The organism is Halorubrum miltondacostae (assembly GCF_041379815.1).
Taxonomy (GTDB): Archaea; Halobacteriota; Halobacteria; order Halobacteriales; family Haloferacaceae; genus Halorubrum; species Halorubrum miltondacostae.
On sequence record NZ_JBEDNY010000003.1, the window covers coordinates 254849 to 274813 of the forward strand.

At 70.6% G+C, this 19965-nt stretch carries 13 protein-coding genes and 1 tRNA gene; 7 read left to right on the plus strand and 7 right to left on the minus strand.

Going from position 1 to position 19965, the window contains the following annotated elements; genetic code table 11:
• Positions 1 to 17 precede the first annotated feature (17 nt).
• Both ABNG04_RS10305 and ABNG04_RS10310 read left to right on the plus strand, forming a co-directional pair.
• Positions 18 to 413: a DUF2249 domain-containing protein gene (locus ABNG04_RS10305; RefSeq protein ID WP_371162335.1), complete on the plus strand. Its 396-nt coding sequence runs from the start codon at positions 18 to 20 to the stop codon at positions 411 to 413.
• A 95-nt stretch (positions 414 to 508) separates the two neighbouring features.
• Positions 509 to 1612, plus strand: coding sequence for a radical SAM protein (locus tag ABNG04_RS10310; protein ID WP_371162336.1), 1104 nt, complete (start codon positions 509 to 511; stop codon positions 1610 to 1612).
• Positions 1613 to 1631: 19 nt separating this feature from the next.
• On the opposite strand, the gene ABNG04_RS10315 is transcribed toward ABNG04_RS10310, so the two are convergent.
• Both ABNG04_RS10315 and ABNG04_RS10320 read right to left on the minus strand, forming a co-directional pair.
• Positions 1632 to 3713: a S9 family peptidase gene (locus ABNG04_RS10315; RefSeq protein ID WP_371162337.1), complete on the minus strand. Its 2082-nt coding sequence runs from the start codon at positions 3711 to 3713 to the stop codon at positions 1632 to 1634.
• 123 nt (positions 3714 to 3836) lie between these two features.
• Entirely contained in the window at positions 3837 to 5201 is a 1365-nt protein-coding gene (locus ABNG04_RS10320; protein ID WP_371162338.1) for an MFS transporter, read from the minus strand.
• Positions 5202 to 5424: 223 nt separating this feature from the next.
• On the opposite strand from ABNG04_RS10320, the gene ABNG04_RS10325 reads away from it, so the two are divergent.
• Positions 5425 to 7527, plus strand: a complete 2103-nt coding sequence (locus ABNG04_RS10325; RefSeq protein ID WP_371162339.1) for a PAS domain-containing protein — start codon at positions 5425 to 5427, stop codon at positions 7525 to 7527.
• 48 nt (positions 7528 to 7575) lie between these two features.
• Entirely contained in the window at positions 7576 to 8340 is a 765-nt protein-coding gene (locus ABNG04_RS10330; protein ID WP_371162340.1) for a response regulator receiver protein, read from the plus strand.
• Between the two features lie 25 nt (positions 8341 to 8365).
• On the opposite strand, the gene ABNG04_RS10335 is transcribed toward ABNG04_RS10330, so the two are convergent.
• The 4 genes from ABNG04_RS10335 to ABNG04_RS10350 form a co-directional block, all read right to left on the minus strand.
• Positions 8366 to 11269: a UvrD-helicase domain-containing protein gene (locus tag ABNG04_RS10335; RefSeq protein WP_371162341.1), complete on the minus strand. Its 2904-nt coding sequence runs from the start codon at positions 11267 to 11269 to the stop codon at positions 8366 to 8368.
• The gene (locus ABNG04_RS10340; protein WP_371162342.1) at positions 11266 to 13848 is read right to left on the minus strand and encodes a PD-(D/E)XK nuclease family protein; all 2583 of its coding nucleotides are present in this window, start codon (positions 13846 to 13848) and stop codon (positions 11266 to 11268) included. Before ABNG04_RS10340 ends, ABNG04_RS10335 begins: the two co-directional genes overlap by 4 nt.
• Positions 13849 to 13938: 90 nt before the next feature.
• Positions 13939 to 15129, minus strand: coding sequence for an amidohydrolase family protein (locus ABNG04_RS10345; protein WP_371162343.1), 1191 nt, complete (start codon positions 15127 to 15129; stop codon positions 13939 to 13941).
• A gap of 144 nt (positions 15130 to 15273) precedes the next feature.
• A tRNA-Arg gene (locus ABNG04_RS10350) sits at positions 15274 to 15348 on the minus strand.
• 333 nt (positions 15349 to 15681) lie between these two features.
• Between ABNG04_RS10350 and ABNG04_RS10355 the strand changes: the two genes are divergently transcribed.
• Both ABNG04_RS10355 and ABNG04_RS10360 read left to right on the plus strand, forming a co-directional pair.
• Complete coding sequence (locus tag ABNG04_RS10355) at positions 15682 to 16281, plus strand: RAD55 family ATPase (RefSeq protein WP_371162344.1); 600 nt, start codon at positions 15682 to 15684, stop codon at positions 16279 to 16281.
• 83 nt (positions 16282 to 16364) lie between these two features.
• Complete coding sequence (locus ABNG04_RS10360; protein WP_371162345.1) at positions 16365 to 16787, plus strand: CoA-binding protein; 423 nt, start codon at positions 16365 to 16367, stop codon at positions 16785 to 16787.
• 27 nt (positions 16788 to 16814) lie between these two features.
• Here ABNG04_RS10360 and ABNG04_RS10365 read toward each other — a convergent pair whose 3' ends face one another.
• Complete coding sequence (locus tag ABNG04_RS10365) at positions 16815 to 17795, minus strand: PLP-dependent cysteine synthase family protein (protein WP_371162346.1); 981 nt, start codon at positions 17793 to 17795, stop codon at positions 16815 to 16817.
• A gap of 183 nt (positions 17796 to 17978) precedes the next feature.
• On the opposite strand from ABNG04_RS10365, the gene thrS reads away from it, so the two are divergent.
• The gene (gene thrS / locus ABNG04_RS10370; protein ID WP_371162347.1) at positions 17979 to 19928 is read left to right on the plus strand and encodes a threonine--tRNA ligase; all 1950 of its coding nucleotides are present in this window, start codon (positions 17979 to 17981) and stop codon (positions 19926 to 19928) included.
• Positions 19929 to 19965: the final 37 nt, after the last annotated feature.

Sequence of the window (19965 nt, forward strand, 5' to 3'; positions counted from 1 at the left end):
TGCGCGGTCGCCGGAACATGTTCGTCACAAACCACGCGGGGCGCGCGGCCAAAGCGGTGGACATGGGTTCCGACACCGACAATCCGGCGGCGGTCGAACAGGCGGTGGCCGAGCGGACCGACGCGTCGATGGGCGCCGAGACCGCGTCTCTTGACGTCCGGAACCTCGGGCCGCCGAAGCCGCTGCGCGAGACGCTTGAACGCGCCGAGGCGCTCGGCGACGACGACATCCTGATCCAGTACAACGACCGGAGGCCGCAGTTCCTCTTCCCGCGGCTCGACGACCGCGGCTTCGCGTACGCTGCTGTCGAGACGGACGCGACCGACGCGGTCGCCACGGCGCTCTGGCGATCCGGCACGGAGGATCGGTCCGTCGAGGACGCCGCCGCCGCCGACGACGCGACCGCGACGTGAGGGCTCTCGACCGGCGGAAGAATCGTTCCAAGCGGGCGGGGGAACACGTTCGGGAACGACCCCAAGCGGGTCGGGACCGTAGCCGGTCGTAGGCGATGTTCGACGACCTCGACACGGACCGGCGACCGCTGGTCCTCGTCTGGGAGGTCACGCAGGCCTGCGGGCTCGCGTGTCGGCACTGCCGGGCCGACGCGCGGCCGCGGCGACACCCCGACGAGCTGACGACCGCGGAGGGGAAGCGACTACTCGAAGAGACCGCGGCGTTCGGCGACGGCCAACTCGTCGTCCTCTCCGGGGGTGACCCGCTGGCGCGCGACGACCTCACCGAGCTGGTCGCGCACGGCGACGACCTCGGCCTTCGGATGACGATCACTCCGAGCGGGACGCGATCGCTCACGCCGGAGCGCGTGCGCGACCTCGGCGACGCGGGTATCGCCCGCATGGCGCTGAGCCTCGATGGCCCGACCGGCGAGCGCCACGACGCGTTCCGCGGCGAGGAGAGCTACGCGGACACCGTCGCGGCCGCGCGAGCCGCGCGCGACGCCGGGATCCCGCTCCAGGTGAACACCACTGTCTGCGCCGACACCGTCGACGACCTCCCCGCGATCCGCGACCGCGTCCGCGACCTCGGCGCGGTCCTCTGGAGCGCCTTCTTCCTCGTCCCGGTGGGCCGGGGGCGCGTCCTCGACCCCGTCACCCCCGAGCGCGCAGAAGAGGTGATGGCGTGGCTCCACGACGTATCGGACGAGGAGCGCTTCGGCGTCAAGACCACCGAGGCCCCCTTTTACCGCCGCGTCGGCATCCAGCGCGCCGAGGCCGGCGGCGCCGACGCGGGAGCCGGCCGACGGGGCGGGATCACGGCCGGCCGCGGCTTCGCGTTCGTCAGCCACACCGGAGAAGTGTACCCGTCCGGCTTCCTGCCCGAGTCGGCGGGGAACGTCCGCGACCGGTCCGTCGTCGACGTTTACCGGAACGCCGACCTGTTCGAGTCGCTCCGCGATCCGGACGGGTTCTCGGGGAAATGCGGCGCCTGCGAGTTCCGCCACGTCTGCGGCGGAAGCCGCTCGCGGGCCCACGCCGTCACGGGCGACCCCACGGGTAGCGACCCGCTCTGCCCGTACGTCCCGGACGGCCACGACGGGCCGCTGCCGGAGCGCCAGCGAGGGGACGACGGGGGGCGGTCCGAACCCGCCGACTGATGCCGGCGTCGCCGGCGACTCACTCCGGCCGTTCGCCGACGAGGAGGTCGAGGTCGGCGACGCTGCCGGCCGGGTCGAAGTCGAACGCCGCGCCGTAGAACGCGAGTTCGGCGGCGTGCGCCCGGGCGACGTTGTCGGCGTCGCGGAACCCGTGGCGCTCCTCCGGGAACTCCACGTACGCGTACGGCGTCTCGTTCGCGACGAGGGCGTCGATCATCGCCTCGGCCTGCGCGGGTGGGACCACCTCGTCCTCGCCGCCCTGTAACAGCAGCAGCGGCGCGGTGATCCCCTCTGCGTGCGCGACCGGCGACCGCGCCTCGTAGACGTCGGCCGCCTCGGGGAGCGGGCCGACGAGCCCGTCGAGGTAGCGCGATTCGAACTTGTGGGTCTCCGCCGCCAGCGCGCGGAGGTCGGCGACGCCGTAGTAGCTCGCGCCCGCGTCGAACGTATCGTGGAACGCGAGCGCGGCGAGCACCGCGAACCCGCCCGCGCTCCCGCCCGATATCGCCAGCCGGTCTGGGTCGGCGAACCCCTCGGCGGCGGCGTACCGGGCGGCGTTGACGCAGTCGAGCACGTCGCGGACGCCCCACTCCCCCTTCAGCGCCTCGCGGAAGGCGCGGCCGTACCCCGTGGACCCCCGATAGTTCACCGCGAGCACCCCGACGCCGCGGGTCGTCCAGAACTGGACCGTCGACGACAGCGACGCCTCGGACCGACTCGTCGGCCCGCCGTGGACCCTCACGAGGAGCGGTGGCGCCGCGTCGGCCGGCGCCTCGGCGTCGGGGTTGTGGGGCGGGTAGTAGTGGCCGTACGCGGTCGCGTCGTCGGCGCCGACCGCGTCGCCGGTCGGGAAGGCAATCGGCTCCGGCTCCGAGACGTACGCGGCGTCGAGCGCGTCGTCGGTCGATTCGCGGAGCCGGCGCGGGCCACCGCCGTCCGCCCCCGGCCGCCACGCGACGACGGCGCTCGGCGCGTCGGTCCGGTGGCCGACGAAGACGACGCGGTCGCCGTCAGAGCGGATCGACGCCGGCCGGAAGGAGCTGTACGGCAGGCCGGGATCAACGAGGTCGCCCGTCTCCGGGTCGAGCAGGCGCAGGCTCGGGTCGCCGCCCTCGGTGACCAGCGTGGCGATCCGCCCGTCGTCGAGGAACGCGAACGTCGACACGTCGAGGGTCCACATCGGCACGCCGAACGCCGCCGCCATCTCACGGAGGACCTCCGCGTCCGAGGCCGTCGGGAGCCCGACGCCGGCGCCGCGTTCGCCCGCTTCGGTCCCGGACGCGACCGGGAACCGATAGAGGTTCCACCAGCCGGTGGGGTCGACTGCCGCGTGGAGGACGCCGTCGGGCGACCACGTCGGCGAGACGACCGACTCGTCGGCGCCGCCCGCGACGACGCGCTCGTCGCGGATGTCGCCCGCTTCGTCGACCGCGCCGACGACGAGTTCGGTCCCGTCCCACGGCATATTCGGGTGGTCCCACCGCAGGTACGCGATCCGGTCGCCGTCCGGCGCCGGCCGGGGCGCCGCGTAGAAGTCGTGCCCGGCCGCGACGACGACCGGGTCCGAGAGACCGGTCTCCGGAGCCGGGTCGGGGAACAGCGGGAAGCGGACCAACTCGTTCCGGGGCTCCTCGTCGGTGCCCGGCCCGACGTGGCGCTCGCGGACGGCGTAGACGGTCTCCCCGTCCGGAGCGAGCCGCATATCGGCGTAGCGGTGGGCCATCTGCTCCGGCGGCTCCGGCGTGACCGGGGTCGGTTCCGCGTCGCCCTCGGCCGCGCTCCCGTCCGCGGGCAGTCGGTAGAGCCGCTGGTCGTCCATGCTCGCCGCGAGCACCGTCCCGTCCGCGACGAGCACGTCGCCGCCGCCGTACTGGTGGACGAGCGTGCGCACGTCGAGTTCCGCCGGCGTCACCGCCGTCGGAGCGGCACCGGGATCGTCGACCGGGGCGCGGCAGACGACGCCTCGACCGCCCTCGGACGGACGGCGTTCGAGCCAGTAGACGTGGTCTCCGTCGATCTCGACGGACGCGAACGACCTGACGTCGGCGGCGACGTCCTCCGGGGCGACCGGTGACGGCCATTCGCCGTACGGTGTCGGCATGGGATCGACGAGCGTCGCCGCTCCATTAAACCTACGCGAGCCGGCCACCCGAGCCTCCGAGCGGGGTCCGGCGTCCGGGTCGGTGGTCGCCTGCGCGCGGTTCTTATTCCGGGGCGTCTCGCCTCACGCGTACGCCTCGAACTCCTTCCCGAACGCGAGGAAGTAGCCGGTGCCGACGAGCCCGATGACGGCCGCGACGGTGAACGCAACTTCGGGGCTGACGAAGTCCCACAGGTAGCCCCCGACCGCCGCGCTCGGGATGACGACGGTGTTCCGGAGCAGGTAGTAGGTCCCCGTGACGCGGCCGCCGGACCCGCTCTCGGCAGGACCGACGATCAGCGCCTTGTGTGACGGCAGCCCCGCGAACCGCAGCCCGGAGAACGCGAAGACGGCGACCATCACCGCGGAGAGCGGCAGGACCGATCCCGCGAGCGCCGGCGCGTAGATCAGCACGACCGGGAAGACGGCGTACACCGCGAATCCGACGGCGACGACCGGCTTGAGGCCCACTCGCTCCGAGAGCTTCGAGGCGGGGACCATGATCAGCAGCGCGACGAGCATCTCGACGCCGAGGAGGTAGCCGAAGAACGCCTGCGGCGAGAGGCTCACGTCGTACGAGAACCCGCCGAGCGCGACGGTCGTCTCGAGCCCGACCTGGAAGAACTGCGTGACGACGAGTACGAAGAACACGTACACCATTCCGTTCGCGAACCGCACCAGCGTATCTCCCACGAGCAGCGGCCGGAGCGGCGCCGGCATCTCTCGGAGGTCGCGCCGGATCTCCTCGACGCCCGCGAACGAGTCGCCGAAGGAGTCGCCGCTCGCGTCGTAGAGGACGTGCTGGACGAGCGTGCCGAGGGCGCCGACGGCGACCCCGACCGCGAGGACGAGCCGGAAGCTCGCGGTGAACTCCGTGCGGAACCCGATGAGGACCGCGGCCAGCACCGGGCCGACGAGGAACGCGGTCCGCCGGAACGTCTCCGTGCTCGCGAAGCCGGCGGCCAGCCGCGAGGGGTCGGTCGCCTGCTTGACGACCGCGAACGTCGCGCCGAGGCCGAACGACTTCCACGCCTGCGCGAGGACCAGTCCGACGAAGATCCACACCCACGGCTCGACGACGACCCCGGCGACGTCGACCGCACCGAGGGTCGGCGCGACGAGCCAGACGCCGAAGCCGAGCGTCGACAGCAGGCCGAAGAGCGTCAGCGCGTACCGCGAGCCGAGGCGGTCCGACACGGCTCCGCCGGGATACGGGTAGACCGCCGAGATAACGTTGCCGAACGTGCCGAACAGGCCGACCGCGAACCCGGACGCGCCGAGCGCGACCATGTACTCGGGGAGGAACCGGTTCGTCATCTGGAACCCGAGGCTGAACGCGAACATCGCGACCGACAGCACGAGCACGTCGCGCTCCAGCGCGAAGAACCGGCGGAACGCGTCGAGCGGCCCGGAGGACTCCGCGTCGGTGGGGTTACCGCCGGCGGTCACGGGACCGCCTCCCGCGTCGTTGAGGGGGGACGGTCGTCGACTCCGGTCGGGACGGGCGGCGCGAGGGCGACCACCATACGCGTCGTCGGATTCGCGGCGATAAAAATCCACCCCGCGGCGCGAGACGCCGCCGGACCCCGCGGGGATCCCGTCGTGGCGGAGCGGGACTTAGTCCTGATAATTTGCGGCGTGCGTTTTTATCAGTCACCCGATTCTGACCGGTATGAATCGACCGAACGGTCGGGACCGAGCGATCCACGTCGGCACCGACGCGGACTGGGTCCGCGAGGCGGCCGCGGCCTCGACGGTCGTCGGGGGATCCCAGCGGGTCGCGTCGTTCGACGAGGCCCCGACGGAGGCCGCCGTCGCGGACGCGACCGGCGCGCGACTGGTCGTCTGCGAGCTGTCTCCCGAGTCCGGCGTCGGGCCGCTCGTCGCGGTCCGGGAGGCGCTCCCGGACGTGCCGGCGCTCGCGGTCGTCCGAGAGGCCGACGCCGTCGACGACGCGCTCGCGGCCGGCGCGGCCGACGTGTTCGTTCGGCGGGACGGCGTCGACGAGACGGCGCTGCTCGCCCGCCGGATGGACGGGGTCGCGGCGTCGCCCGCCGACGCGTCGCTCGGCGCGGAGTCGACGGAGCGACTCCTCGACGCCATCGACGACTCCTTCTACGCGCTCGACGCGGACGGCGCGCTCGAGCGGTGGAACGACCGCTTCCGCGAGTCGACTGGGTACGACGACGGGGAGCTGGAGGGGATGCCCGCGCTGGACCTCTTCGCCGGCGCCGACAGGGACCGCGTCGCCGAGGCGATCGAGACCGTCTTCGAGACCGGCAGCGCGACCGTCGAGGCGGAGCTCGTCGCGAAGGACGGGGAGACGACCCCCGTGGAGTACACGGGGGCGCTCGTGACCGACGGAGACGGGTCCCCGCGGGGGATCGTCGGCATCGGCCGCGACCTGACCCAGCGCCGGGAGCGCGAGGACCGGCTGGTGCGGCTCCGGCAGGCCGTCGAGACGATCACCGACGCCGCGCCGCTGACGCTGTTCGAGGTCGGGCCGGAAGGGACGGTGTCGACCGTCCGCGGCGAGACGCTCGGTCGGCGACTCGGGGACGGAATCTCGTCCGGAGACGCCGTCGAGGAAACGTTCGCCGACCAGCCCGGGATGCGCCGGGCGATCGAGGCCGCCCTCGACGGCGAGTCCGCTCGCGACCTCGTCGACGTGTCCGACTCGACCTTCGAGGTGTGGCTGCGACCGGCGCTGGACGAGGCGGGGAGCGTCGCCCGGGTGGTCGGGCTCGCGCTCGACGTGACGGAGCGCGAGGAGCGCGCCGTGATGCTCGACCAGATTCAGGCGAACGCGGAGGAGGTCATCTGGATATCCACGCCGGGCAAGGAGTCGATGGACTTCATCACCGACGCCTACGAGGACGTCTGGGGGACCCATCCGGAGACGCTCGACGACGATCCGATGTCGTTCGTCCGGGCGGTCCACCCCGACGACCGCGTCGAGGCGGCCTTGGAGCGGCAGCAAGCGGACCCGGACGCGTACGACGAGACGTATCGGGTGGTCCACCCGGACGGGGAGGTCCGGTGGATCCACGACAAGTCGTCGGGGGTCTACGAGGACGGCGAGCTGACGCGCGTCGTCGGGATCGCGACCGACGTCACCGTGCGGAAGCGACGGGAGCGGAAGCTCCGGCTCAAGAACCGCGCCGTCGAGACCGCGCCGGTCGGGATCGCGATCCACGAGACGACGGACCCGGGGAACCCGATCTCCTACGTGAACGACGCGTTCGAGGCGATCACCGGGTACGACGGCGACTCGATCGCCGGCGAGGGGGTGTCGGCGCTCGGCGGCGAGGACACCGACCCAGACCGCGTCGAGACGTTAGCGTCGGCGATCGAGGCGGGCGACCGCGGCTCGGAGACGCTCGTGCTCCACCGGGCCGACGGCACCCCGTTCTGGGGGCGTATCGCCGTCGCCCCGGTCGTCGGCGGCGACGACGAGGCGACTCACGCCGTCAGCTTCGTTCAGGACGTGACCGAGTCGAAGGAGCACGAACAGGAGATCGAGCGACACCTGACGGAGTTCGGCGAGGTGCTCGCCGACGACCTCGGGGCACCGCTCCGTGAGGCGAGAGACCGCCTGAACGCCGCGACCGACGACGAGCCGGACGAGGAGCTCCGTCGGGCGGCGGCGTCCGTGGAGACGGCCGTGTCGCTCGTCGAGGACCTCGCGACCGTCCACTCGTTCTCGGTCGAACCGCGTCGCCTCTCCGAGTCGATGCGGGGCTCGTCGGCCCCGCTCGGGAGTCGGGACGAGTAACATGCCCGGACCACGAGCCGGTCGCGCTCGGGTCGGTGGGTGACCACCGTGGAGCTCCCGCTGTCGGCGGTCGTCGTCTGCGAGGCGAACAGGACGCGAGCCGACCTCTACGGGCTCTGGCTCGAGGGGTACGACGACCGGCGGGCGCTGACGGCCGCGCAGTTCGCCGAGGCGTTCGACGCCGGGGTGGCGGTGCTCGTGCTGGACGACTCGTTCGGCGACGGCGCGCGGGACCCGATCCTGGACCGGGTCGCGTCGGAGGCGGCCCACTGCCGCGTGCTCGGGATCCGAGACCGGTCGAGCGGCGACCCGGTCGCGGGATACGACCGCGAGCTCGAGCGCCCGGTGTTCGAGGCGGACCTGGCGTCGTGCGTCGAGACGCTGTCGTGCCGGGCGAACTACCACCTCCTGCTCGACAGGTACTACCGCACCACGGCGCTGATATCGACGTACGAGTGGCGGGCGAGCGACGACCCGGCCGACGAGGAGCGGTACGAGCGCCTCGTGGACCGAGCCGAGCGCCTCCAGGAGTACCTGAACGGGCTGCGCCCGCGGATGAGCGACGCGGACGTCCGCGCCGTCGCGGAGTCGATCGCGGTCTCCGACGTCGCCGACGTGGACGCGGAGCAGTCGACGGAGAGCAAGTACCGGCCGGACGAGTGCGCCCAGTGCGGGCAAGACTGGAGCGAGTCGGTCGACGGCGGGGACGCCGCCGCGAAGCTCGGCGCGTACGTCTGGCGGTGCGCCAACTGCGGCCACGTGGACATGCGCGCGGACCCGAACCACCGACACGTCAGCTACTCTTCGCGCTGAACCGCGCGCCGGGGCGTGGCGGGCGTCAGTTGGACGCCGCGTCGGCCGCGCGGACGAGCGAGCGCAGCCCGTCGAGACCGAGCGGCTCGATCGGTTCGCGCGACCCGTCGCTCGTATAGAACAGGCTCGTCCGGACTTCCCTGTCACCGAACCACTCGTCGAGGACGTGGTAGTAGACGCTGAGCTGTTTCCGGTACTCGGGCTCTGCGCGCCGCGTGGAGTCCGTCTTGTAGTCGACGACGTCGACCCGGTCGTCGGTCACGCGGACGAGGTCCGCGATCCCCGAGACGGTGACGCGGCGGCCGTCGACCTCGACCGGGAGCGTGACCGGCTCCTCGACGTGGAGCTCGCCGGAGAGTCCGTCGAGGAACGAGACGACCCGTCGCTCGTGGTCGTTCGACGGCGTCACGTCGTCGCCGAGCGCGTACGCCTCCGCGAAGTCGTGGACCTGAGTGCCGAACGCCATCCCCCGGGCCTCGGCCTCGTCCTCGGAGGCGGCTCCGACCTCGGGACCGGCTTCCCGCCGCTCGCCGGTCTCTTCGAACACCGTCTGGTCCATCAGCGAGTGCGGGGTGTGGCCGACCGGTCCGTCCGGCGCCGTCACCGCGAACGGCCGCTCGGCGTCGGCCGGCTCGTCGCGGTCGAACGGCTCGACGTCCGGGTCGATCTCCTCGACGGCGACCGGGAGCCCGTCGAGGAACGCGTTCGGGTCCTCGCCGGCGGCGAACACGACGTGGCTCTCGGCGCGCGTGATCGCGACGTAGAGCAGCCGGCGCTCCTCGTCGTACGCGCGGGGCAGACAGCGCCGGATCACGTCGTGCCGCCAGTTGTCGTAGACGTGCGGGTGGGTCCCCGCCTCCGAGTACAGCTTCCGCTGCCGGAGGCCGACCGGGTCCTGATACTCGAAGACGCTCGACCCGCCCGTCCGCGGCGGGAAGCGCCCCTCGTTCATGTTCGCCATCACGACGATCGGATACTCCAGTCCCTTCGCCGCGTGGATCGTCTGGACGGTCACCGCGTCGTCGCCCGCGGTCGCGCTGACGTCGACGGTGGTGCCGGCCTCGATCCCGCGCTCGATGAGCCGGATCAGGTCTCCCCGCGTCGCCGTCGTGGCGTCGTGGACCGACTGGACCGCGTGGAGGAGGGCATCGGCGGTGTCGCCGGCGAACCCGTAGCGGTCGAGGACGCGGCGCGCGACCGCGCCGACAGAGGCCAGGTCGCGGAGTTCGTCGCGGAACGCGACCGCGTCGGCCGGGTACGACGCCGTCTCCAGCACGTGGTCGATCTCGTCGAACGCGTACCCGATCTCCTCGAGGATCACCGCCCACCCGCGGTCGGCGTCCGACTCGAGGACCCGGAGCCACGCGAGCAGCAGCTTCGCCGAGTCGGTCCGGAACAGCTCGACCCCGCCGTCGTAGGCCATCGGGAAGTCGTACTCGTCCGCGACGGCGAGGAGGTCGCGGCCCCACTCCCGCGTCCGCGTGAACACCGCGACGTCCCCGTGCTCCGGCGGGCGCGGCTCGCCGTCCGCGCCCTCGACGGCGTACTCGTCGTTGCCGACGATCTCCTGAACCTTCGCGAGGACCGCCTCGTGTTCGTCATCGTGCGCGACGCCCTCGACGACCGTGTTGTCGAAGGCGGCGTTCGAGGAGAGTCCGACGACGTCGTCGAGGGGCGCGTCGACCGTCTCGCCGCTCGTCGCCGGCGTCTCGATCGCCAGCTCAGAGAGCTCGATGATCGACGCGGTCGACCGGTAGTTCTCCCGCAGTTCGATCCGCGTCGGGTCGGCGGCGTCGACGGCGGTGCGGTCGGCGTCGGCGTTGAGGTCCGCGGCGAACCGCTCGAGCCGGTCCTCGAACTCCAAGATGTTGCGCACGTCCGCGTACTGGAACGAGTAGATGCTCTGCTTCCAGTCGCCGACGACGCAGAGGTTGATCTCCGCCGACAGCAGCAGTGCGAGCTTGAACTGGATCTCGCTCGTGTCCTGGAACTCGTCGACCATCACGTACTCCAACTGCGCCGCCTCGCGGGCGCGCTCGTCCTCGCAGAGGAGGACGAACGCGAACAGCTGGAGGAAGCTGAACGAGAGGTAGTTGCGCCGGAGGGCGAACCGGAGGTACTCGACGTAGACGTCGTGCACGAACGCCTTGAGATCCTCGCGGTCCTCGCGAAAGACGTCGCGCGCCACGTCGTCGTCGAGCCGCTTCGTCCCGCGGCCGCCGCGGAGCTCCGACTTCGAGGGCGCGTCCGGGAGGTACGTCTTCCCGCGGCCGAAGCGACTCAGGTCCTCCCGCAGCGGGGACTGCTTCCGCCCGTCGTTCCGCGGTCGATTCGCGGCGTCGAAGCGCTCCGCGAACGCCGCGAAGTCGCCGTCGAGGTGTGACTCCCCGTCCCGATACCAGCCGTCGCTCGTGGGGAAGATCCCCTTCGACGCGAGCTCGTCGATCAGGTCGAGCAGCTCGCCCGGCCCCGGGAGCGCCCGGTAGAACGCGGCGTGTTCAGGGTGGTCATCGCGGAACCCGCCAAAGAACTCGCGGAAGCGCTCGGCCTCGACGAGGTCGTCGTCGACGATCCGGGTCGACCCCGTGATCCGCTCGTCGAGACCGAGGTGCGTCGGCGCGGCGTATCCGTGTTCTCGGAGGAGCTCATGGCAGTGCGAGTGGAACGTTCGGATCGGAGCGTCGGCCAGTTCGCGCACGCTGTACTCGCTGTGGTCGACGACGCGCTCTTTCATCTCGGTCGCGGCGCTCCGCGTGAACGTCGCCAGCAGCACGTCATCCGGGTCGACGCCGGGTCGGTCGACGATCCGCCCGTAGCGACGGGTGATCGCGAACGTCTTCCCGGTGCCGGGGCCGGCGTCGACGAGGTACGTCCCCTCGGTGCTCTCGATGAGTGCTCGTTGGGCGTCGTTCGGCGTCGGCTCCGTCATCGGTCGCCCTCCAGAAGCAGGTCGCGGTTGTCCACGCGCCGGTAGTTCGGTTCGCCGGCGAGTCCGTCGACCGGGAACCGCTCCTTGCCCGCCCGCCGCGCGTTCAGTTCGTCGAGGCGCTCGTCGACGAACGCCTCGAAGGCGTCCAAGTCCTCGCGGAAGAACGCCCGCCTGCGGAGGCCGTTGAGCTCCCGGATCGCCTGATCTGCGCCCTTTTCGGCGTCGACGTCTGACGACGTGCGGGCGTCGACCGTGGCGGTGAACCGCTCGGCGAACTCGGAGGCGCGCAGCTCCCCTTTGTCGGTCGTGTCGGGGAACGACAGCGAGGTCATGAGTTCCTCGTAGGCGGCGTAGCCGAGGTCCTCAAAGGTCTCCCGGCAGTCGTTGTATCCGTCCAACAGCCGCTCGTAGGCCTCGCGCGAGCCGACGTACTCGCTGAACGCGACCGGGTGGTAGGTGACCGTCGTGAGCGCGTCGTCGAGGTCGGCGTCGTCCGCGACGACGTCCGCCACCGGTTCGAGGAAGTGGAAGAAGGTGAACTCCAGCCGCTCGTCCGGGCGGACCGTCCGGTAGTAGGTCAGGTACAGCGCGGCCTGGAAGTTCGGAGCGTCCGCCGGCGGGTCGACCGCCGCGCCGCCGACGACCTGTGACGCGCGCTTCTGCGAGCCGCTCTTGTAGTCGAGCAGCGCGGTCGGCGAGCGCACGAGGTCGATCTTCCCCTTCACCCCGAGGGCCTCGTCCTCGAACCAACGCTCGGTGAGCGGGGAGTCGACCGGCTCGTCGAAGTACTCCGCGAAGAAGTTGGTCCCCCATCCCGAGGCCGGCGTAAGGAAGTCGTCTGACTCCGGCCCCTCGTCGTCGAGGTACTCGGCGATCAGGTCCAGGCCGATGCGGTACGTCCGGCGGCGGAGCGTCTCGTCGGCGGCAGAAAAGAACGCCTCGGCCTCCGCGACCATGGCGTCGACGAGGTCCTCGATGTCGGCCGCCGCGATGACATCGGGGTGGTTCACATAGAACTCCGCGAAGTCGTGGAAGAGGTTCCCCTCGACGAACCGCTCCTGATCGGGCATGTCGAGGAGGCGCCCGAAGAGATAGTCCCGCGGGCTGTTGACGTAGCTGTTCAGGGACGACTGGCTGATCGTGTCGTCCGATCGGGGCTCAACATCGAGCGGCGTGCGGTCGAGCCCAGTCCCCGCCGAGCGGTGTCGCCGGCGATGCTCGACCGAGTCGAGGTCGCTGAACCGCTCGAACTCGTCGTCGAGGAGGTCGCCGAAGTACAGGGAGGGCGTGACCGGCTCCCCGCCGGCCGCGTCGCGGACGAGGTAGTACTGCCGGTCGCCGCTCTGGAGCAGCCGTTGGAAGCTACCGACGTACCGCTCGAACTGGGCCTCGGTGTCGACCCACGGCCGCTGGGGGGCCGAGTGCGTCCACGCCTCGTCCATGCCGAGGTGGAAGACGACGGGGCGGTCGACGTACGCAGAGGACTTCGCGTCGGCGAGGAGGACGCCCTCGTTCTCCCTGTCGACCGGGACCTCGTAGGTCTGGAGGTAGTACGCCAGCCGGTCGACCGCCTCGCTCGTCACGTGGGCGCCGGCGAGCCCCAACCGCCGGAGCTCCTCGTCGAAGCGCGGCAGTTCGACGCCGGCCTCGGCGGCGTAGGCGTCGAGCGCCTCCCCGAACGTCCGCTCATCGATCCCGGCGCGGAACCGTCGGAGCCACGCCAGCTCCGGTCGGTCGACGGCGTCCAGCCGCCGCTCCCGATCGGCGAGCGGTACGTCGACGCCCATCTGCGCAAGCACCGGCGCGGCGTCGCCGACGGTCGCCTCCGTGCCGCGAAATCCGAGCCGGAGGAGCCGGACGAACGCCCGGTGGTGCGGGTCGTCGGCGAACCCGGGACCGCCGTAGAAGGGGATTCCGGCCGCCTCGAACGCGGACTCGACGAGCGAGGAGTACCGGCTCCCGCCGTCGAGGACGACGGCGACGTGCTCGGCGTTCTCCGCCGTGACCGCGTCGAGCAGCGCGCCGACGATGTCTGTCGCCGACTCGAACACGTGGAACGGGGGGTGGTCGAACGCCTCGTCCGCGAACAGGTCGATCCGATCGCACGTCTCCGGGAGGACGCTGCGCTCCAAGGCGGTCAGCTGATCGGCACCGACGACGGCCACCGAGCGACCGTCGTCGACCGTGTACTCAGTGAGCCGCTTCGACGTCGTCCGGAGGGAGCGCATGACCTCGACGACGTCGCGAGTCGCGTCGTCGACGTACGCGTTGTAGTCGAGGACCGCGTCGAGGCGGCCGCGGTGCTCCCAACACTGGAGCACGTTCCCGACGGCGTACGCGACCGCCTTCCAGTCGTGGTCCGTCCGCTCGATCGCTTCGAGAAAGGCGATGCGGTCCTCCGCCCGTTCGCGTCGACCCGCCGCGAGGCGCCGCGGCGTGGTCGCGAACGTCCCGAAGTGCGGGCGGTCGAGGCGACGGTTGATCGCGCTCGCGAGCGGGGCGTCGGGGGTCACGACGAGGTCGTAGTCGCGGAGTTCCGCGTAGAGAGCGTCGACAGGGGTCGCGCGGCGGATGGGCACGACTACGCGAGAGACGGACGGGCGACTAAAAGATAGCGGGGCGAGCGCTCGGTCGGCTCGGGGCGAGGACCGTCGTCGCCGACGCGCCGGCTACCAGTCGTACTCGTCGCGGGGGTCGACCACGTCGCGCTCGCGGTCGAACACGTGTTCGCCGTCGACGAACACGTGTCGCGTCCGGCTGTCGTTCTCGTAGAAGACGCCGTCCCAGACCGCCACGTCGGCGTCCGTGCCGACCTCCAGCGTGCCGACGCTGTCGTCGATGCCGAGGATCTCGGCCGGATAGCGCGTCACCGCCTCCAGCGCCTCGTCCGCGGGGAAGCCCTCGCGGACCGCGAGCCCGACGCAGACGTCGAGGTGCTGTTGGGGGAGCACGGGCGCGTCCGTCTGGATCGCGACCTTCACGCCCGCCTCGCGGAGGATCGCCGGCGTCTCGAAGGTGATGTTCCGGAGTTCGTACTTCGCGCCCGAGTACAGCGAGGGGCCGACAATCGCGGGCACGTCCCGCTCCGCGAACTCCTCGGCGATCAGGTGGCCCTCGGTCGCGTGTTCGATCGAGAGCGACTCGATCCCGAACTCCTCGGCGATCCGGAAGACGGTCATGATGTCGTCGGTGCGGTGGGCGTGGACGCGGAGCGGGAGCCCCTCGGTGAGGACGCGCGCGAGGTTCTCCATGCCGAGGTCGCGCTCGAACGGATCGCCCTCGTTGCGGGCGTGCTCGCGCCGGTCGACGTAGTCCTCGGCCTCCATCAGCGCCGACCGGAGGGTGGCGGCGACGCCGGGACGCGTCGAGGGCTGGCGGCCCTGCTCCTTGCCGTGGAAGCGCTTCGGGTTCTCGCCCATCGCGGCCTTCATCCCGTCCTCGCGGATCAGCATGTCGTCGGCGGTGAGCCCGTGGGTCTTCATCGAGCAGATGATCCCGCCGATCACGTTGCCAGACCCCATCCGCGCCGAGACGGCGGTGACGCCGTTCTGGAACGCGTGTTTCAGCTCCTCGTCGCGCGGGTGGAACCCGTCGAGCGCGTTGACGTGCGGCGTGACCGCCGAGGTCCCCTCGTTGACGTCGCCGTCCTCCGGTTCGCCCCACTCGGCCATGCCGGCGTGGCTGTGCGCGTCGACGAGTCCCGGCGTGACGTGGTGGCCCGAGACGTCGATCACCGTCGCCTGCTCGGGCGGCTCACCGTCGTCGAGGGAGACGATCCCGCCGTCGTCGATGACGACGGTCGCGTCGATCGTTCCCCGCTCCGTTGCCGTGTGGATGGTCCCGCCGACGAGCGCGTACATGGAACTGGATCCGTCGGGACGGTACTAAACGGTTCAGGAGGCGGCTCGTCCGGCCGGAGAACGGTATCGGGTCGCGACGGCGATCGGTGTGACTCCCGGATCTGGTGGAATATCGAGGTCGCACCGAAGAACGTGAGATGTGGATGGGCGCTGCAGGATTTGAACCCACGGCAACTTGGTCCGAAGCCAAGCACTCTGTCCAAACTGAGCTAAGCGCCCTCACCGTCGCATACTCCCGAGAAGGTGTTAAGTCCCGCGATTCGAAACCGTCGTCCCACCGTCCGTCGGTCTCTCGGCGACCGACGGCGTTCGATCGATTCGGCGACGTGATACGTCGGCGGACTTGGCCCCCCGTGCGATGCGAATTCCGGGGGAGACGCGGCCCCGAGCGGGCCCGTCACCGGACGGCGATGCGATCGATACCTGGCAAGGGGCGATCAAAAAGAATATTATTCGGAGCGGGCATGTTTCGGTAGTAGATGTGCCCTGGTCGTACGGCCTCGCGGCCGAACGAGAGGCTCGCGCCGACGACGTCGTCCCCGAGGTGCGTCCATGTATGAGCTGACGCCGCATTTCGACGCCGAGGTCGAGCCCGGGACCAACATCCTGTTGACCGGCCACCCGCTGAGCGGGAAGCGGTCGATGATGATGGACGTCCTCGCGGCGGGGACCGACCGCGACGAGGGCGCCATCGTCGTCACCACCAAGGACGGTGCCGACCGGGTGCTCCGCGACTACGAGAAGCGGACGCCCTACGAGGGCAAACCCGTCGCGGTCGTCGACTGCGTCACCCAACAGCAGGGCGGCGAGACCCGCGAGTCCGACCGGATCAAGTACGCCTCCTCGCCGGTGGACATGACCGGCATCGGGATTAAGCTCTCCGAGTTCCTCCAGGCGTTCGGGGACCGCGGGATCAAGCAGAACCGCGTGATGGTCCACTCGCTGTCGACGCTGTTGATGTACTCGGACCTCCAGACGGTGTTCCGGTTCCTCCATGTGTTCACCGGCAGAGTCCAAAGCGTCGACGGACTGGGGCTGTTCAGCATCGACTCGACGGCCCACGACGACCAGGCGATGAACACGATTAAACAGCTGTTCGACGGCATCGTCACCGTCCCCGAGGACGGCGAGCCCGAGATCCGGCTCCCCTGACCGGGAGACGGCGACCGGCGACCGCTTTTCTTCCCGCGAGGACCGGGGATCCGTTTAATCGCGTGGCGGTCGAACCGACGGCCATGCCGATTACTGACGACGCCGGATTCGACCGCCTGCTCGACGCGGAGACGATCGCCGTCGTCGGCTGTTCGACGACGCCCGGGAAGGCCGCGCACGACGTGCCTGGCTACCTCCAGCGGCAGGGGTACCGCGTGATCCCGGTGAACCCGTTCGCGGACGAGGTGCTCGGCGAACCGGCGTACGACGCGGTCGGCGACGTGGAGGAAGCAATCGACCTCGTCGACGTCTTCCGCCCGAGCGAGGAAGTCCCGGAGATCGTCGACGCCGTCCGCGAGCGGCACGCGGCGCGCGGCGACGCCGGCGCGGTGTGGCTCCAGCTCGGGATCAGCCACGACGAGGCGGCCGCCGCCGCCGAAGAGGACGGGATCGACGTGGTCCAGGACCGCTGTCTCAAGGTCGAACACGGCCGACTGCGCGGGTAGGGGGCGACGACGGACGGCGCTGCCGAACTACCCTTCCCACTCCTCGAAGGAGCGGTAGACCCCCTTCGAGAGGTAGCGCTCGGAGGAGTCGCAGAACACGGTGACGACCGAGTCGTGCGGGGCGTCGATCTCGCCGTCGCGGATGTCGCGGGCGACCCGCTTCGCCGCGAGCGAGTTCGCGGCCGCCGACGAGGCGACGAGCTGGCCCTCCTCGGCCGCGAGCCGACCCATCTCTTCGTGGACGTCGCGGTCGGCTATCGCCTGGATCTCGTCGACCAGGGACGGGTCGAACAGCTCGTTGCGCTCGGTGTCGTGGGTGCCGATCCCCTCGGTCTTGTACTCCTCGTGCTCGACGTCTTCGCCGAGGAGCTCGCGGTACGCGGACCCGGCGGGCTCGACCGCGACGACGTGGGTGTCCGGGTCGGCCTCGCGGAAGTAGCGGGCCATTCCCATCAGCGTCCCGGCGGTGCCGCAGCCGGCGACGACCGCGCCGACCTCGCCGTTGAGGGCCTCATCGATCTCCGGCGCCGTCGTCTCGTAGTGCGCCTCCACGTTGAGGGGGTTGGAGAACTGCTGCGGGACGACGGCGTCGTCGAGCTCGTCGGCGATCTCGTGGGCGCGGTCGATCGCGAGCCCCATCCCGTCCTCGCTCGGGGTGTTCACGACCTCGGCGTCGAGCGCGCGCATGAGCTGCTGTTTCTCCACCGAGAAGCGCTCGGGGACGACGAAGATCGCGTTCAGTCCGAGCTGCTTGGCCGCGACCGCGAGGCCGATCCCGGTGTTGCCGGCCGTCGGCTCGATCACGGTACCGCCCTCGGGGACGTCGCCGCGCTCCAGCATCCGTTCGAGCATGTACTTCCCGATGCGGTCCTTGATGCTCGCGCCGGGGTTGAACGACTCCAGCTTGGCGTACACCGGCACCGCGTCCGGCGCGTCGTGGACGTCGACGAGCGGCGTCTCCCCGACCGTCTCCAACACGGACGACAGGGGCTCCCGATGGTCGGTCATAGGCCGGCAAACGTTGCCGCGGGATTTGTGTGTTGCCATCGCTCCCCGCCGATCCGGGGCTCCCGGGCGACGGCGTGATTTGCCGCGAGCGGGGTGGCGAGCGCCGAACGACGTTCGCTCGACCGTGTCACGCCGCGGCGCGGATCGAACACACTTATTGCGGTCGTCCGGCTCCGACACAGTATGAGCGAGACCGATGCGGAGGCCGAGGTGACGGTCGTCCTGCCGGACGGATCAGAGCTGACCGTTCCGGCGGGCTCGACAGTCGAGGACGTCGCCTTCGAGATCGGCCCCGGGCTCGGTCGCGACACCGTCGCGGGGAAGATCGACGGCGAACTCGTCGAGAAGCACGCGGCGGTCCACGACGGCGCGCGGATCGAGATCGTCACCGACCAGTCTGACGAGTACCTCACGGTGTTGCGCCACTCCGCGGCCCACGTGTTCGCGCAGGCACTCCAGCGCGTCCACCCGGAGGCGACGCTGACGATCGGCCCGCCGACCGACGACGGTTTCTACTACGACGTGACCGACGTCGACGTCGACGAGGACGACTTGGCCGCCGTCGAGGACGAGATGGACGAGATAATCGCCGCCGACTACGACATCGAGCGCGAGGTCCGCTCGCGCGACGAGGCAAAGGAGGTCTACGCCGACAACGAGTACAAGCGCCAGATCCTCGACGAGGAGGCCGACGGCGAGGAGGTCACCTTCTACGTCCAGGACGACTGGCAGGACCTCTGTCAGGGCCCCCACGTCGAGTCGACAGGCGAGATCGGCGCGGCGACGCTGCTCGAGGTGTCGGCCGCCTACTGGCGCGGCGACGAGGAGAACGACACGCTGACGCGCGTGTACGGCACCGCGTTCGCGAGCGAGTCCGACCTCGACGAGTACCTCGAACTGCGCGAGCAGGCCCAGGAGCGCGACCACCGGAAGATAGGCCAGGAGATGAACCTCTTCTCGATCCCGACGGTGACCGGGCCGGGCCTGCCGCTGTACCACCCCCCGGGGAAGACGGTGCTGCGCGAGCTCTCCAACTTCGCGAACGAGCTCAACCGCGACCACGGGTACGAGGAGGTCGAGACGCCGCATGTGTTCCGAACGGAGCTGTGGAAGCAGTCGGGCCACTACGAGAACTACAAGGACGACATGTTCCTCCTCGACGTCAACGACGAGGAGTACGGGCTGAAGCCGATGAACTGCCCGGGCCACGCGACCATCTTCGACCAGCAGAACTGGTCGTACCGCGACCTGCCCCAGCGCTACTTTGAGAACGGGAAGGTGTATCGGAAAGAACAGCGCGGCGAGCTGTCGGGGCTCTCGCGCGTCTGGTCGTTCACCATCGACGACGGCCACCTGTTCGTCCGCCCGGACCAGATCCGCCAGGAGATCGAGTCGGTGATCGAGATGATCTTCGAGGTCGTCGAGACGCTCGACCTAGAGGTCGAGGTGGCCCTCGCGACCCGGCCCGACAAGTCCGTCGGCGGCGACGAGATCTGGGAGTCCGCCGAGGAGCAGCTGCGCGACGTGCTCGAGTCGGGGGGCTACGACTACGACGTCGAGCCGGGCGACGGCGCGTTCTACGGCCCGAAGATCGACTTCGGCTTCGAGGACGCGCTCGGGCGCGTCTGGGACGGGCCGACCGTCCAGCTGGACTTCAACATGCCCGACCGGTTCGACCTCACGTACACCGGCGAGGACAACGAGGACCACCAGCCGGTGATGATCCACCGGGCGCTGTACGGGAGCTACGAGCGCTTCTTCATGGTGCTCATCGAGCACTTCGACGGCAACTTCCCGCTGTGGCTCGCGCCGGAGCAGGTCCGGATCCTCCCCGTCTCCGACGAGACGCTCGGCTACGCCCACCGCGTGAAAAACGAGCTGGAGGACGCGGGCTTCCGCGTCGAGGTCGAGGACCGCGACTGGACCGTCGGCCGCAAGATCCGCGCGGGCCACGACGACCGGCTCCCGTACATGGTCATCGTCGGCGAGGACGAGCAGGAGGCGGGCACCGTCTCGGTCCGCGATCGCTTCGAGAACCAGCGCGGCGACGTCGACCTCGACGAGTTCGTCGACCACCTCGTGGCGGAGCGCGACGCGAAGCGCACGGAGCCCGACTTCGTCGACGAGGAGTGAGCCGAGACGAGCGGCCGACGCCGCACGCGTCGTTCGG

What these genes read in the sequence shown, in the direction of transcription:
- ABNG04_RS10305 (WP_371162335.1), top strand. Translation starts at nt 18, where the DNA reads ATGTTCGTCACAAACCACGCGGGGCGCGCGGCCAAAGCGGTGGACATG.
- ABNG04_RS10310 (WP_371162336.1), top strand. Translation starts at nt 509, where the DNA reads ATGTTCGACGACCTCGACACGGACCGGCGACCGCTGGTCCTCGTCTGG.
- ABNG04_RS10315 (WP_371162337.1), bottom strand. Translation starts at nt 3,713, where the DNA reads ATGCCGACACCGTACGGCGAATGGCCGTCACCGGTCGCCCCGGAGGAC.
- ABNG04_RS10325 (WP_371162339.1), top strand. Translation starts at nt 5,425, where the DNA reads ATGAATCGACCGAACGGTCGGGACCGAGCGATCCACGTCGGCACCGAC.
- ABNG04_RS10335 (WP_371162341.1), bottom strand. Translation starts at nt 11,269, where the DNA reads ATGACGGAGCCGACGCCGAACGACGCCCAACGAGCACTCATCGAGAGC.
- ABNG04_RS10345 (WP_371162343.1), bottom strand. Translation starts at nt 15,129, where the DNA reads ATGTACGCGCTCGTCGGCGGGACCATCCACACGGCAACGGAGCGGGGA.
- ABNG04_RS10355 (WP_371162344.1), top strand. Translation starts at nt 15,682, where the DNA reads ATGTATGAGCTGACGCCGCATTTCGACGCCGAGGTCGAGCCCGGGACC.
- ABNG04_RS10360 (WP_371162345.1), top strand. Translation starts at nt 16,365, where the DNA reads ATGCCGATTACTGACGACGCCGGATTCGACCGCCTGCTCGACGCGGAG.
- ABNG04_RS10365 (WP_371162346.1), bottom strand. Translation starts at nt 17,795, where the DNA reads ATGACCGACCATCGGGAGCCCCTGTCGTCCGTGTTGGAGACGGTCGGG.
- thrS (WP_371162347.1), top strand. Translation starts at nt 17,979, where the DNA reads ATGAGCGAGACCGATGCGGAGGCCGAGGTGACGGTCGTCCTGCCGGAC.